13 protein-coding genes and 1 tRNA gene are annotated in these 14,392 nt (G+C 65.8%); 5 read left to right on the top strand and 9 right to left on the bottom strand.

From position 1 onward, the window contains the following. Window positions 1-3: 3 nt before the first annotated feature. From AC2FLM_RS04370 to AC2FLM_RS04385, 4 genes are read right to left on the bottom strand one after another with little or no spacing between them, the layout of a single operon-like run. Entirely contained in the window at window positions 4-2,418 is a 2,415-nt protein-coding gene (locus AC2FLM_RS04370; protein ID WP_496856060.1) for a PqiB family protein, read from the bottom strand. Further along, entirely contained in the window at window positions 2,411-3,013 is a 603-nt protein-coding gene (locus AC2FLM_RS04375) for a paraquat-inducible protein A (RefSeq protein WP_234143384.1), read from the bottom strand. The genes AC2FLM_RS04370 and AC2FLM_RS04375 overlap by 8 nt, the downstream gene beginning before the upstream one ends. Continuing rightward, entirely contained in the window at window positions 3,010-3,678 is a 669-nt protein-coding gene (locus tag AC2FLM_RS04380) for a paraquat-inducible protein A (RefSeq protein ID WP_234137742.1), read from the bottom strand. The genes AC2FLM_RS04375 and AC2FLM_RS04380 overlap by 4 nt, the downstream gene beginning before the upstream one ends. 58 nt (window positions 3,679-3,736) lie before the next feature. Further along, window positions 3,737-4,417, bottom strand: a complete 681-nt coding sequence (locus AC2FLM_RS04385) for a TIGR04283 family arsenosugar biosynthesis glycosyltransferase (RefSeq protein WP_496856063.1) — start codon at window positions 4,415-4,417, stop codon at window positions 3,737-3,739. A gap of 79 nt (window positions 4,418-4,496) precedes the next feature. Here AC2FLM_RS04385 and ygfZ point away from each other — a divergent pair, with 79 nt between their 5' ends. Beyond that, window positions 4,497-5,231 (top strand): CAF17-like 4Fe-4S cluster assembly/insertion protein YgfZ, encoded by a 735-nt coding sequence (ygfZ, locus tag AC2FLM_RS04390; RefSeq protein WP_496856065.1) that lies wholly within the window; start codon window positions 4,497-4,499, stop codon window positions 5,229-5,231. Between the two features lie 55 nt (window positions 5,232-5,286). After that, entirely contained in the window at window positions 5,287-6,192 is a 906-nt protein-coding gene (locus tag AC2FLM_RS04395) for an ABC transporter transmembrane domain-containing protein (protein ID WP_234177164.1), read from the top strand. Between the two features lie 60 nt (window positions 6,193-6,252). On the opposite strand, the gene efp is transcribed toward AC2FLM_RS04395, so the two are convergent. Then, entirely contained in the window at window positions 6,253-6,816 is a 564-nt protein-coding gene (gene efp, locus AC2FLM_RS04400; RefSeq protein WP_234137738.1) for an elongation factor P, read from the bottom strand. A gap of 220 nt (window positions 6,817-7,036) precedes the next feature. Here efp and AC2FLM_RS04405 point away from each other — a divergent pair, with 220 nt between their 5' ends. Then, window positions 7,037-7,354: a DUF6280 family protein gene (locus AC2FLM_RS04405; protein ID WP_044028028.1), complete on the top strand. Its 318-nt coding sequence runs from the start codon at window positions 7,037-7,039 to the stop codon at window positions 7,352-7,354. 178 nt (window positions 7,355-7,532) lie between these two features. Further along, window positions 7,533-8,990, top strand: a complete 1,458-nt coding sequence (locus AC2FLM_RS04410; protein WP_496856068.1) for a cobyric acid synthase — start codon at window positions 7,533-7,535, stop codon at window positions 8,988-8,990. Here AC2FLM_RS04410 and AC2FLM_RS04415 read toward each other — a convergent pair whose 3' ends face one another. The 3 genes from AC2FLM_RS04415 to AC2FLM_RS04425 form a co-directional block, all read right to left on the bottom strand. Continuing rightward, window positions 8,991-9,932, bottom strand: a complete 942-nt coding sequence (locus AC2FLM_RS04415; protein WP_496856070.1) for a hypothetical protein — start codon at window positions 9,930-9,932, stop codon at window positions 8,991-8,993. A gap of 75 nt (window positions 9,933-10,007) precedes the next feature. Then, window positions 10,008-11,426, bottom strand: a complete 1,419-nt coding sequence (locus AC2FLM_RS04420) for a TolC family outer membrane protein (protein ID WP_496856072.1) — start codon at window positions 11,424-11,426, stop codon at window positions 10,008-10,010. Window positions 11,427-11,522: 96 nt separating this feature from the next. Further along, the gene (locus AC2FLM_RS04425) at window positions 11,523-12,176 is read right to left on the bottom strand and encodes a protein-L-isoaspartate O-methyltransferase family protein (protein WP_496856074.1); all 654 of its coding nucleotides are present in this window, start codon (window positions 12,174-12,176) and stop codon (window positions 11,523-11,525) included. Window positions 12,177-12,480: 304 nt separating this feature from the next. Here AC2FLM_RS04425 and AC2FLM_RS04430 point away from each other — a divergent pair. Then, window positions 12,481-12,554: transfer RNA gene (locus AC2FLM_RS04430), tRNA-Cys, on the top strand. Window positions 12,555-12,626: 72 nt separating this feature from the next. Here the strand turns inward: AC2FLM_RS04430 and AC2FLM_RS04435 are convergent. After that, window positions 12,627-14,312: a chloride channel protein gene (locus AC2FLM_RS04435; protein WP_496856076.1), complete on the bottom strand. Its 1,686-nt coding sequence runs from the start codon at window positions 14,310-14,312 to the stop codon at window positions 12,627-12,629. Window positions 14,313-14,392: the final 80 nt, after the last annotated feature.

Raw genomic sequence — 14,392 nt, forward strand, 5'->3', positions numbered from 1 at the left:
GGGTCAGCGTCCTACGAGCAGGGAATTGGGTTTGCGCCGGATCGCCTGAACCAGCGCGTTGAGCGAGCGTACGGTCGCGCGCAGATCGCCGATGGCGGCCTGCACCTCGCGATTGACGGGCGAACCGGGGCCATAGGCGCCGATGGTCGCCTCGGCGCTGTCGGCCAATGCGTCGAGCCGCGCCGCAAGATCCGGCAGGGTCTGCACCGCCAGGGCAACCGAGTCCGCCGCCGTGCTGGCGGTTTCCAGCGTTCGGTTGAGGTTCTCGACCGCGCCGCCCTGCCGCAACTCTTCCAGCGCGCGCTGCGCCTCTCCCAGCGCACCGGCCAGCGCGCCGGGTACCTTGTCCATATCCTCGTTGCGCAGGAAGGCATCGGCCGATTGCAGCACCCGGTCGGCCGAGGCAGTCACATCGGCCAGCGGCAGCGCATTGGCGGTCTCGATCAGCCGGTCGATATCGGCGACCAGCTGCGGCAGCTCGGCGCTGGCGGTTTCGACATTTGCGGCGGCACTGCGCATATCGCCCAGCGCATCGACCAGGGTCTGGGCGACCTGTTTCTCTTCAAATGTCGTGAGCGTGTCGTTGACCGATCCGGCGGCATCGCGGATCGACACCAGCGTCTGTTCGGCCTGCTCCAGCGCCGCGTTCAGCGCGGCGGGCACCCGTTCCACGTCTTCACTGCGCAACAGCGTATCGGCGGATTGCAGGACCCGGTCGGCCGAGGCCACGACCTCCTCCAGCGGCAAGGCATCCGCCTTGGCCACCAGCGCGTCGATATCCCGGACCAGCGCGGGCAATTCGGCGCTGGCCGCCGAAATACCGGTCGCGGCGGTCCGCAACTCCTCAAGCGCGGAAACCAGTTTCTGCGCGCCCTCTTCCGCCTCGAACCGCGCCAGGACCGCATTGACCGAGGCCAGCGCCTGGCGCAGGTCGTCGGGCAGCTTCTGCAGGCTTTCCGACCCCGCCACCGCATTCACATTGCCCAGCATGTCACGCAGATCGGCGGGGATGCGCCGGGTATCGCCGTCGGCCAGGATGACGTTGACGTTTTCCAGTGTCTCGATGGCGCGCTGCATCAGTTCCTCGACCGGCAAGGCTGCCACCCGGTCCAGCACGTTCTGCGAGGCCACCGCCAGCGTATCGGGTGGCGTCGGTAGCGACGGCATCGCGGGAAACGGCGTCGACTCGCGATCCAGCGTGGCGGCGGGCGCATCGGGGTTTTCCTGCAACTGCACCACCAGCCCGCCCGAAAAGAACGAGGCCGGCATCAGCTGCGCCCGCACGCCACCGCGCTCGACCATCGTGGCCAGCAGCGACAGGGTATCGTCGGGGGTCGAGACATCGTGCAGACCCAGTCGCCCCGGCTCGATCGTATAGATCACCTGCATGCGGATATCGGGCCTGCCCCCCGCACTCTCGTCGATCTCGGCCGAGAGATGACGCACCTGCCCGACCTTTACGCCCCGGAACATCACTTCGGACCCGATCTTGAGCCCGCGCACCGACCCTTCGAAACTCGACATCACCTCGACGGTGGCTTGCAGGCTGTCACCCAGCAGGCTGTCCCGGGCGGACTCTTCGGTGGCATAAAGGTCAAAGATCGGCCGCTTGCCCAACGCCTTGCCACCCGAGATGGCGGTGTCGAAGGCAACGCCCCCCTGCAACAGCGAGGCGAGGCTGTCGACCTTGAGCTGGATGCCGCCCTCGCCCAGTTCCAGCCCCGCGCCCGACACGTTCCAGAATCGGGTGGCCGAGTTGATCAGCTTGTCATGGGGCGCCTCGATGAAGCCGGTCAACAGGACCGAACCGCTGAGCGCGTCATAGCGCACGGCGGCGATCTTGCCCATCTGCACGCCCTTGTGCAGGATCGGCGCCCCCACCGAGACCGAGCCGCTGTCGGGCGCGATCAGCACCACCGCCAGCCCCTTGGTGCCCGGCGGCACGGCGGGCGCCTCGGCCTCGGCGACGAAATCACGTTCCGCCTCGCCCTCGACCGCGTCCCAGTCGGCGGCGATATAGGCACCCGAGAGCAGCGTGTTCAGCCCGCTGATACCGCCCGGCCCCACCCGGGCCGTGACCCGCCAGAACCGTGCATCGCTGTCCAGATAGCGTTCCAGTTCGCGGTGGATCTCGGCCTCGACGATCACGCGGCTCAAATCCTCGCTGAAGCGCATGCCGCTGACCCGGCCCACCGAGACCTCGCGAAAGCGGATCTCGGTCTTGTCGACCTCGATCCCGGTGGCATCAGCAAACTCGATCCTGATGGGAATGTCGCGGTTGGAATAGTTCTGCCAGACCAGCGCAAGCGCGCCGGCCACGGCGGCGACCGGCACCAGCCACACCAGCGACAGGCCGCGCCAGCCGCGCGCCACGCGCGTTTCGATATCCGGTTGCCGCAACTGCGGAGCGTCACTCATCCCGATCGTCATCCCAAATCAATTTGGCGTCCATGGCCTGCGCCGACAGCATGGTACATATCACGGAGAAGGCGAAACACACCGCTCCCAATCCCGGCAGGAACGACAGGATCGCCCCCAGATGAACCAACCCGGTCAAGAGCGCCACCACAAACACGTCGATCATCGACCAGCGACCGATGAATTCGACGAATTCATAAAGCAACAGCCGCCTGCGCCGGTCCATCTGCCAGTCGAAATGCACCGACCAGGCCAACAGCGCGATCACCACCACCTTGACCACCGGGATCACGAAACTGGCCAGAAAGATCACCCCGGCCACCAACAGATCGCCCGAGCGGGCAAACAGAACGATGCCTTCGAGGATGGTATGCCCCTCTTCATGACCAAAAATCTCGTTGCTGAGCAGCGGATAGAGGTTGGCGGGGATCAGGAACAGCACCCCGGTCAGCAGCCAGGCCCAGACCTTTTGCAGGCTGTTGGGCAGGCGTGCATGCAGCACCGCGCCGCAGGTCCGGCAGCGGGATGGCCCGGGCGCGTGCACCGCGCCGCAGTTATGGCAGCCGATCCAGCCCATGTCGGCGGCGCGGGTCATCGGCTTTTCTCGCGCATCAGCGCCCAGATGGTCCAGCGGCAGACCGAGGCGTTCTTCAGCGCCAGCACCAGAACCATGACGCAGAAGAGCCAGAAGGCGGTGCCGAAATCGACCCGTGCCAGGCCGGCGACCTTGACCAGCGCCACCCCGGTTCCGATGATGAACACCTCGGTCATCGCCCAGGGCGCCACCGCCTCGGCCAGGCGGAATATCCGGCGCGAGGCAGGCGCCAGCCGGGGACGTCGCAGCGACCAGACCACATAGACCAATGCCGCCGCCCGCAGCATCGGCAGGGCGATCACGAACAGCCCCACCACTAGCGCCAGCAGCAGATACCAGCCATGGGCCAGCCCGGTGACCATGCCCAGAATCGAGACCTCGTGGCTCAGCCCCTGCCGCGACAGGGTCAGAAAGGGAAAGCTCAGCATCGCCACCATCAGCACCGCCGAAGTGAGCGCCAGCGCCAGCGTGCGGTTCAGCGTGTCGCGGCGCGGCGCGATCAGGGTGAAATGGCAGCGGGTGCAGCGGGCGATCTGGCCCGGCGCCACCGGCGTGGCCACGTGCAGCCGGTCGCAGGCGGGACAGGCGATCACCCCGTCCGGGTCGCGCGCGAACAGCGCCGCCCAGGCGGCCTGTTCCTCTGATTTCCTGTCCGTTTCAGTCATCCCGTCCGGTCCCGGCGTTGTAGCGGCATTCTTGCCCATACCACGGCGAGGGCAAGTGCTATCTCCGGTAAGCCCGGGCCAGAACCTCGGGATCGGTGCCCGCAAAATAGCGCATCAGCGTCCAGAGGTTGCGCGTGCCCCGGCGCAGCCAGCCGCCGTGCAGATAGCGTTCGGCCCCGGTCACTGCCCGGTGCGGCAACAGCACGGGCGCACGGGCCAGCGCACGCACCAGATGCACATCCTCCATCAGCGGCTGGTCGGGATAGCCGCCCGCCGCCTCGTAATCGCGCCGCCGTATCAGCAGACCCTGATCGCCATAGGGCAGACCAAACAGCCGCGTGCGCAGATTGGCCCAGCCCGCCACCCAGGCCGCCCCCGGACCGCTGGCGCGAAAGGCAAGTCGGAAACAGGCCGGAGCATCGCTGGCCGCGATGTGCTCCGCCACCACCTCGGCCCAGCCGGGATCGGGCAGCGTGTCGGCATGCAGCACCAACAGCCAGTCGCCCCGCGCCGCGTCGCAGCCGCGCAGCAACTGCCCCCCGCGCGAGGGCGGGCCGGTCAGCACCTGCGCCCCCGCCGCCTCGGCAATTGCACAAGTCGCGTCCTGCGAGCCGCCATCGCTGACGATCACCTCGCGGATCAGGCCGCTTGGCAGCCCCTCGATCAGCGCCTCCAGCAGGCGCGGCAGGCCGCTTTCGGCCTGAAGGGTCGGGATCACGATGCTGAGCGGTGCGGGCACGGGCGGTCTCCTGCGGCCTCTGGTCAGGCGGTGCGCTTCTCCTATATCACGGGGTCGAACATGATGACGAGGACCCCAGATGCCCAGCCGCCGCATCCTGCGCCTGAGTGGTGCCGACACCGACAGTTTCCTTCAGGGGCTGGTCAGCAATGACATCCGCAAGCTGGATCAGGGGCTGGTCTATGCCGCGCTGCTGACGCCGCAGGGCAAGTATCTGGCCGATTTCTTTCTGTGCCGCGATGGCGACAGCGTCCTGCTCGACATCGCCGAGAGCCTGGCCGACGCAACCCTCAAGCGCCTGAGCATGTACAAGCTGCGCGCCGCGGTCGAGATCGGCGACAGCGGGCTGCACCTGCAACGCGGCACCGGTCCCGCCCCGGCGGGCGCCCTGCCCGACCCGCGCCATCCGGCGCTGGGCTGGCGCGCTTATACAGCAGCGCCCGAGAGCGATGACGGCAGTGACTGGGACGCGATCCGGGTCGCCCATTGCATCCCCGAGACCGGGATCGAACTGACCCCCGACAGCTATCTTCTGGAATCCGGGTTCGAGGCGCTGAACGGCGTCGATTTCCGCAAGGGGTGTTATGTCGGTCAGGAAGTGACCGCGCGCATGAAACACAAGACCGAGCTGCGCAAGGGATTGGCCCGCGTCGCCATCGACGGCCCCGCTGAACCGGGCACCGAGATCACCGCCGATGGCAAGCCGGTCGGCACGCTGCATACCCGCGCGGGCGACCGCGCCATCGCCTACTTACGCTTTGACCGGGCAAGCGGCGAAATGCAGGCGGGAGAGGCACAGTTGCGCATGCTCTGATTGATCTTGTCCCGACGCCAAGGCAGTGTTGGCGCAAAACCACGAGGGACGGGACATGCTGCAACTCTATGCCGCGATCTGGCGGGTCAGCGGGCGTCGGCAGGTGATGCTGATCGTGCTGTCGCTGGCGATTGCCACTCTGGCGGCGGTGCCGCTGGAATTCCAACGCAACATCGTCAACCTGCTGACCGACGAGGCGATCGACGCTGGAAACCTGTTCCTGCTGGGCGCCGGTATGGGCGTCGCCATCCTGGCCAGCCTGGTGCTGAAATTTCTGACCGGTTTCCTGTCCGGCACCCTGGGTGAGCATGTCATCCGCCTGATCCGCATGCGTCTGGTCACCCGTGCCGCCGAAGGGGGGAACAACCTGCATCAGGGTACGCTGACCACCGCTGTCAGCGCCGAAGCCGAGGAACTGGGCAAATTCGCCGGCGGCGCCTTTGCCGATCCGGTGGTGCAGATTGGAACGCTGGTCAGCGTCATCGGCTATATCTCGTCAACCCAACCGGGCCTGGGCCTGATCGCCCTGTTGATGATCCTGCCGCAGATCGCCATCGTGCTGCTGTCTCAACGCCAGGTGAACCGTTATGTGGCGCGACGGGTGAAGCTGTTGCGCGCCGCCGGCAACCGGCTGAGCGAGGAGGACATCGCCGCGGCGGTCACAGAGGTCGAGCAGACCTTTGACGAGATCTATGCCACTCGCCGCAACATGTTCCTGTGGAAGCTCTCGACCAAATTCGTGATCAGCGCCATCAACGGCGCCGGTACGGTGGCGGTGCTGATGCTGGGCGGCTGGCTGGTGCTGCATGGACGCACGGATGTGGGTACCGTGGTCGCGGCGGTCAGCGGGCTGGGCCGCATTCAGGCCCCCACCGCCTTTCTGATCGCTTTTTACCGGCAGGTCAGCGCCAATCGGATCAAGTTCGAACTGCTGCGCGAGTTGTTCGCGGAGCGCGCATGAGCCCCAAAAAGCAGCGGGCCGCCCTCTTGGGACGGCCCGTATCGCGCAAACGACGTGACGTCACGCGCGTTCGGAATATTCCATGGTTTCGGTGTTCACCACGATCATTTCGTCCTGCCCGATAAAGGGCGGCACCATCACCTTGACCCCATTGTCCAGCAGCGCCGGCTTGAACGAGTTGGCGGCGGTCTGACCCTTTACCACCGGCTCGGTCTCGACGATCTTGCAGGTCACCTTTTGCGGCAGCGTGGCGTTCAGTGCCTCGCTCTCGTAGAACTCGACCAGGATGGTCATGCCGTCCTGAAGGAAGGGGCGACGCTCGCCCAGCAGGTCGGCGGGCAGTTCGATCTGCTCGTAAGTCTCTGCATCCATAAAGACCAGCATCCCATCGGATTCATAGAGAAATTGCTGATCCTTCTGCTCCAGACGCACGCGCTCGACCTTGTCGGCGCTGCGAAAGCGTTCGTTCAGTTTCGAACCGTTGCGCAGGTTGCGCAGCTCGACCTGGGCAAAGGCACCGCCCTTGCCGGGCTTGACGTGATCGACTTTCACAGCCGCCCAAAGCCCACCATTATGCTCCAGCACATTGCCGGGGCGAATTTCGTTTCCGTTGATCTTGGGCATGACATAATTCCTTCACACGACGGTTGATGCACCCATTTGCGCCCCTATATCTGGCGGGACGGCCCCAGGCAAGACAACGAAACCTAGTGCTGCATCCGCAGCGAGCCATGCAAAATTTGCAGTACACCCATGCAAATTAAAGGTACCCGAATCGTGCCCGATCCGTCATAAGGAACGCCACGCCGAAAATTGCAAGAGCAAGAACAACAAGGAAGACGAGATGAAAGATTTCGTTGACGGCACCGCCTTTAACAACGAGCAAGGCAACCGTGCACGTAAACTCTTCGCGGCCGTTGTGTTGGCCGCACTCGACGATGCCATCGCCGACGACAAGAAATATGGCAACGGTCCCGAGCAGATCGCCCGCTGGGCCCGGTCGCGCGATGGGCGCGAAGTGCTGAGCTGTGCCGGTATCGACCCGAACGAGCGGGTGGTGCGCGGCCTGATGGAATTCGTGGGGCGCGGTGTGCGCACCTCGGTCGCGCTGTCGCGCGAGGAAAGCGAGCGTCGCAACGCCGCCCAGGCCGAAGCCGCCTGAGACCGGCCTTGCCACATGCAAAGACGCGCCCCGCTGCCGGGCGCGTTTTTTGTTGCCCGGCGCCGGGCACGTTCGTTGATGCTTTCATCCGCGCCGCAACCCGCCCGTGACCTGCCGCGCGGGGACTATCCAGCCGACCCGGAATCGGGTCTTCTGAGCCAAACGGAAAGGGCCGCGCATGGTTCGGGCGATCATGATCCAGGGCACCGGCAGCAATGTCGGCAAGTCGATGCTGGTGACGGGACTGGCCCGCGCGTTCACGCGGCGTGGGCTACGGGTGGCGCCGTTCAAGCCACAGAACATGTCCAACAATGCCGCCGCCACCGAAAACGGTGGCGAGATCGGGCGCGCGCAGGCGCTTCAGGCCCGCGCCGCCCGGCGGGCGACCCACACCGACATGAACCCGATCCTGCTGAAACCCGAGACCGATACCGGCGCCCAGATCGTGGTTCAGGGCAAGCGCGCGGGCACCATGCGCGCGGGCGATTACCGCAAGAACAAGGCGCATTTGCTGGAGAAGGCTCTGGAAAGTTTCGACCGGCTTTGCGGCGACGCCGATCTGGTGCTGATCGAGGGGGCCGGCAGCCCGGCCGAGACCAACCTGCGCGCGGGCGACATTGCCAATATGGGTTTTGCCTGCGCGGCGGGGGTGCCCGTGGTGCTGGTGGGCGACATTCACCGCGGCGGCGTGATCGCCCAGATCGTCGGCACCCAGGCGGTGCTGGAGCCGGGCGACCTGGCGCAAATCCGCGGCTTTGCGGTGAACCGCTTCAAGGGCGACATCACGCTGTTTGACGAGGGCCGCGACGATATCGCCCGGCGCACCGGCTGGCCCTGCCTTGGCGTGGTGCCCTGGTTCAACGACGCCTGGCGCCTGCCCGCCGAGGACATGATGGACATTCGCTCGGCCCCCGGAGGCGCTTGCAAGGTGGTGGTGCCACAACTGGAGCGGATGGCGAATTTCGACGATCTCGACCCGCTGGCGGCCGAGCCGGGGGTCAGTGTCGAGATCGTGCCGGCGGGCCGCCCCCTGCCCGGCGATGCCGATCTGGTCCTGCTGCCCGGCAGCAAGTCCACCGTGGGCGACCTGGCCTATTTCCGCGCCCAAGGCTGGGATATCGACCTCTACGCCCATGTTCGGCGTGGCGGCCATGTTCTGGGCCTGTGTGGCGGCTATCAGATGCTGGGGCAGAGCATCGACGACCCCGACGGGATCGAGGGCCATCCGGGCCGGACCGAGGGGCTGGGCCTGCTCGACGTACATACGGTGATGACCGGCGACAAGCAGGTCACGCTGCGCCATGCCACTGCCCTGCCCGGCCGCGAACCGGTCACCGGTTACGAGATCCATATCGGCCGCACCGATGGGGCGGATTGCGCCCGTGCCTGGCTGGAGATCGACGGCAGGCCCGAAGGGGCCGCCTCACCCGACGGGCGCGTTCGCGGCAGCTATCTGCATGGTCTCTTCGCCTCGGATGCGTTCCGCGCCCGCTATCTGGGCGAGCTGGGGCACGAGGCGCTTGTGGGCTATGAGGATGGGGTCGAACAGGTGCTGGACGCGCTGGCCGACCATATCGAGGCCCATATGGACCTCGACCTGCTCTTGTCCCTGGCCGAACCGCCGCAGCGGCGCTGATCAGTCCAGTTCCTGCGCGGTCAGCGCCCGGTGAATCTCTCGGCGGACCAGTTTGCGCACGTTGCGGGTGATCCGCTCGCCCAAGGCACCCTGCAACTCCTCGCGCACGATATCGGCGACCAACTCGCGCAGGCTTTCCTCGTCCAGAAAGGCCTCGTCGGACGACAGGACCGAGGGATCGTCGGACAAGACCTCTTCCGCCGGCTCCGGGTTGATGCGGGATGCCGAGGCATCGCCTTGCGCCTGCGGTTCGTGATCCTGCCACGCCATTGCCGCGCCGCTGGTGCCTGAATAGGCGTCCGTGCTAAGCCCATCGGGCTCCCAATCCTCGTCGACCTGGCTGATCATGGTTTCCAGCACCTCGATTCGCGCGGTCAGGCTGTCTTCGATCGGGCCGTCCGCATCCGGGTCAGCCCCCGGATCGCTTACTGCCTCCTCGTCCTCGACCGCGTCCTCGTCCTCGACCGCGTCCTCGTCCTCGACCGCGTCCTCGTCCTCGACCGCCTCGGGCATCATCTCGTCGGCCTCAGCGTCCCACTCGGTCAAATGATGGTTCTCTCCCCCATCGGTCTCGTCGACCAGATCTTCGGGCGTAAGCACGATCGGCTCTGGCGCCGGTTCCTGTTCGCTCGCCTCCTCCGTTTCCGATGCGACCGGACGTTCACCGGCCGCCACCGCGGCAGAAAACAGGGTGGCGTCGGGATCGGTCCAGGGAGCGCGCCCCTCCGGCTCGGACACCGGGTCAGGCTCGGTGGCCGCTTCGCTTGTGTCCGGTTCAATCGCTTCGGCGACCCGCAATGCCGGAGTCAGCACCAGCTTTCCCGGTTTCGGAGCGACCGCCGCGACCTCGGATCGCGCACCTGCACGTCCCTCTTCGCTTACCAATCGCCGGATCGAAGACAGAACATCCTCGATCTCTACATGCTTTGCAGGATCAGACATCTGGTATTACCACTCTTGGCCTCGGCCAGGAGTGTAGCGAAATTCCGCCGGTCCGACAACATACGGCGCGAATTGTCACTTCTTCCCCAGTGCTTCCAGAACACGGTCCAGATCGCGGCTGCGTTTCGAGATCGCGGCCGGCGCATCCTTCACCATGTTGTAATACAGCGTCGGGTCATAGATCTGCACTGCCAGCCCGAGCCGTTCGGCGGTCAGAAGCCCCTGCGAGGCCAGCAGCTGATAGGCCGCCAACGAGCGTTCGGTGCGGGCCGAGATCCGGGCCAGTTGCGCATCCAGCAGGTCCTGCTCGGCGGTCAGCACATCCAGCGTGGTGCGGGCGCCCAGCGTGGCCTCTTCGCGGATACCGTCAAACGCGACCTGCGCCGCGCGCACCCGTTCGTCCGAGGCGGTAAGGCTGGCATTGGCGGTCTGGAACCGGACATAGGCGTTGCTGACATCCTGCGTCACATCGCGCTGCACGTTCAGCAGGTTGGCGCGCGACGCGTCGCGCTGGGCCATGACCCGGCGCAGGACCGAGGTCAGGCGACCACCGGCATAGATTGGCTGCGAGTAAATCACGCTCGCGCTGGCAGAATCGTTGAATGCGGTGCCGCCGAAATCATCGGTAAAGCCCAGTTCCGCCTGAAACCGCACATTGGGACCCAGATTGGCACGCTGCTGTTCGACCGTGAGGTCGAGTGCGCGCACCTGATGCTGCGCCGAGATGAGCGAAGGATGATTGCGCAATGCCAGCGCGGCGGCGTCGTCCTCGCTGCGCGGCAGACCCGGCATTGCAGGCTGGCCGGAGGTGCGACCCGGATGGCGCCCGACGGCATTTATGTACTCGGCATGGGCCGTGGTGAGCGCGCCATTGGCATCGGCCAGATTGGCCCGGGCGTTCGCCAGGCGGGATTCAGACAGGGCCACGTCGGTCCGGGTGACCTCACCCACCTCGAACCGGTCCTGCGAGGCACGCAGTTCCTCGCCCAGCAGCCGGACGTTGTTCTGGCGGATTCCGACCGTCTCTTCTTGCAGCAGCACGTTGAGATAGGCGGTGACCGCGCGGAACAGCACCTGCTGCTCGACCTGGACCAACGCCTGCCGGGTGGCCAGCACGGTTTCCTGCGCCGCCTGTTTGCCCAACCGCGCCGCGCCTCCGTCATAGATCAGCTGCGTCAGGTCGAGGCCGGCAAAGAACGTGTCGGGTGTGGATGTGGTCGAGGCCAGCGCATTGCCGCTGCGCGAGTAGCTGGTCTGTAGCCGCACGGTCCAGTTCACGATCGGGCGCAGGGCGGAAAGCGCGATGGCGACATCCTCGTCCGCGGCCCTCAGCAGGGCCCGATTCTGCTCCAGCAAACCGCTTGTATTATAGGCCCCGATCAGCGCATCAGCGAGATTGTCCGCAGCCGCCGGTCTGGGTGCGATGGCAAGCACAGCGACCCCAGCCGCCAGCACCGCCACCTTCGACAATCGTCCCGTAAGCGTCCGCAACATGTTCTCCTGCCTCCAAATGCTCAAATCAGTCTTTGCCCCTTGCAGAAGACGCGCATCCCCGACGAAACGCAAGCGCCGAGGTCGGGCCGCCCCTGTTCAGAGGCTGAATGCGCGCTCCCGAGCGAACCCCGGCAGAACAGGCGCGGTGGCATTGAATACCTGCCGCCATGACAGGCCCGACGCGGATTTGCGCCCGACCCGGACCGTGCCCAGGGCACCATCCATGAACACCGCGACAATTCGCCCGCCCTCTTTCAACTGGTCGGTCAGCGCATCCGGCACTTGCTCGACCCCGCCCTGGATCAGGATCACGTCATAGGGACCGTGTTCGGCCGCGCCCTCGGCCAGCGCCCCGTGATGCAAAACCGCGTTGTCGGCGCCCTGATCCATCAGCAGGGTCTGCGCCTCTTCGGCAAGGTCCGGAACCTCTTCGACCGCAACGACCAGCTCGCCCATTCGCGCCGCAACAGCAGCCGAATAGCCCAGGCCCGACCCCACATCGAGTACCATCTCATCCCCGTCGATTGCCGCAGCATCGAGCATCTTGGCCAGCGTCCGAGGTTCGAGCATGGCACGCCCCTCGCCCAGGTCGATCATCGCGTCGGCATAGGCCACGTCGCGCTGCGCATCCGGCACGAAAATCTCGCGCGGGACGGTCAGCATCGCCTCGATGATCGGAAACTTGGTGACGTCCGATGGGCGGACCTGGGTGTCCACCATCATGCGGCGGCGGGTGGCGAAATCGGTCATGGTCTGGCTCACTTGTAGATCGCTTACCGGCTTTTGCCACAACGGCACGGCCCCGGCAACGGCCCATCGCGGCAAAACCCCGCGCGGATGGCCCAATGCTTGAGGAGAAATGACGTAGAGGCCGCAGCGGCGACCCGGAGGCCCCCAAGCCCACCGTTTCCGGCGCGCGAGCCGGTATCTGCGCAGGCAACAGGGAAACGCAGGAAAGTGGGGCGATCGGCAAAATCAGTGTGGCAGCGGTCTTGCGCTTCACGCGCGCCAGTGCTAGATCGCCGCTACACCGCAAGGGCTTATGCCCTGCCGAGGCGAGTTGGCGGAGTGGTGACGCAGCGGATTGCAAATCCGTGTACACCGGTTCGATTCCGGTACTCGCCTCCATTTGTCCGAAAGCAGTTCCCCGAAAAGCGCTGACACTATCCTCAACGAGGTGCTCGGCGAGTGCCGCGCTTGTCAGGAATGCTCCTCGGCAGCGGTGGCGGCGAGCGCGCGGGTATAGGCCTTGAGCGCGTCGATGTGATAGAGCGCACCGACCGGGGTCTCGCTGCCGTCCTCTTCGCGAACCACAACCGGGATACAGGCATGTTCGTCGCGGTCGAACCAGGGCATTGCCGCTTCGAGCGTGGCGCTTGCGGGCACACAGACGCCCTCGGCAATCAGCGCCTCGCACCCCGCGCGGTCCAGGCAGCGCGGATCACCCAAGGGCCGCATCACCGCGCCTGCGCGCAGCATCGCCAGCAGATAGGCCTGGGGCCCCGCCGCCAGATGCACGTCGCGCCGCTCCAGCTGGGTGAGAAAGAAGGACCGGTCCACCAGTCGCGACGCCAGCGCCGTCGACATGCTGACCGAGGCCATCACCGCCAGGCCGATCTGCCAGTCGCCGGTCAGCTCGAACACAATCATCGTGGTCGAGATCGGCGCCCCCAGAACCGCCGCCGCCACCGCCCCCATGCCGGCAAAGGCATAGAGCACATGGGTGCCCGACACATCCGGCAGCATCCGCGTGGCGATCAGGCCAAAGGCCAACCCGGTCAACGCCCCGATCATCAGCGAAGGCGAGAACACCCCGCCCCCCATGCGCCCGCCCATGGTGAGCGCCAAAGCGACCGTCTTGATCACCGCAAACAGGATCGCGGTGCCAAGTGCCAGTTCACCGCTCAACGCCAGCAGCGTCGTCTCGTAGCCCACTCCGATGATATGCGGAAACCAGATCGCCAGCAGCCCCAGCAGCGCGCCGGACACCGCCGGGCGCAGCCACCGGGGCATGCGCAGCCGGTTCTGCACATGGGTGCCCAGATCCTCGGCCAGAAAGACGGACCGCATCATCAACAGCGACACCAGACCGCAGACCAGCCCAAGCAACAGAAACGCCGGCAGTTCGACATAGAATTGCAGCGCTCCGGGCGTGTTGAGGATGAATTCGGTCACATCGCCCCGGTCCAAGCGGTTGATCACCGTCCCGGCAATCGAAGCGATGACGATCGGGGCAAAGGCATGGACCGCGAAATGCCGCAACACCACCTCAAGCGCGAAAAGCGCACCGGCGATGGGCGCATTGAAGCTGGCCGAAACCGCCGCCGCCACGGCACAGCCAAGCAGATCGCGCCCGGTGATGCCATCGGCGTTGATACGCTGGCAGACCCAGGTCGAAATCACCCCGGCAAGATGCACCACCGGCCCCTCTCGCCCGCTCGACCCGCCGGAACTGAGCGTGACCAGAGAGGCCAGCATCGAGCCGATCCCGGCCCGCGTCTCGACCCGGCCATCGGTCAGCGCCGCCCCCTCGATCACGTCGGCGACCGAGCGGACGCGGCCATCGGGCGTGGTCTTGTGCAGGATCAGGCCAACGACAAGCCCACCGATAATGGGGATCACCAACAACCAGTACCAGGGCAGGTTCGCGGCATGGCTGTGCAGGAAACGCACATCCTCGTTGCCGTAAAGAACCGATTGCAGAGCATTGATTCCCTTGCGAAAGGTAACCGCGGCAAGCCCTGCCGCAATGCCGATCGCAAGGGCGATGAACCAGAACTGCACCTGACTGGGACCGCGATGGCGCAGCACATGCCAGGCATCGACAATCTCGGCCCTGGCCTGAAGAAACTGCTGCACCAGAACAGTGCGGGTGGATTGGGTCATCACGCACTCGCGAAGGTCTTTTAACCTTACTAGGACACCGGGGACCGTCAGGAAAGGCAAAACCCGTTGAGTCTCACTGG

This window comes from Ruegeria sp. SAZD011 (assembly GCF_059612545.1).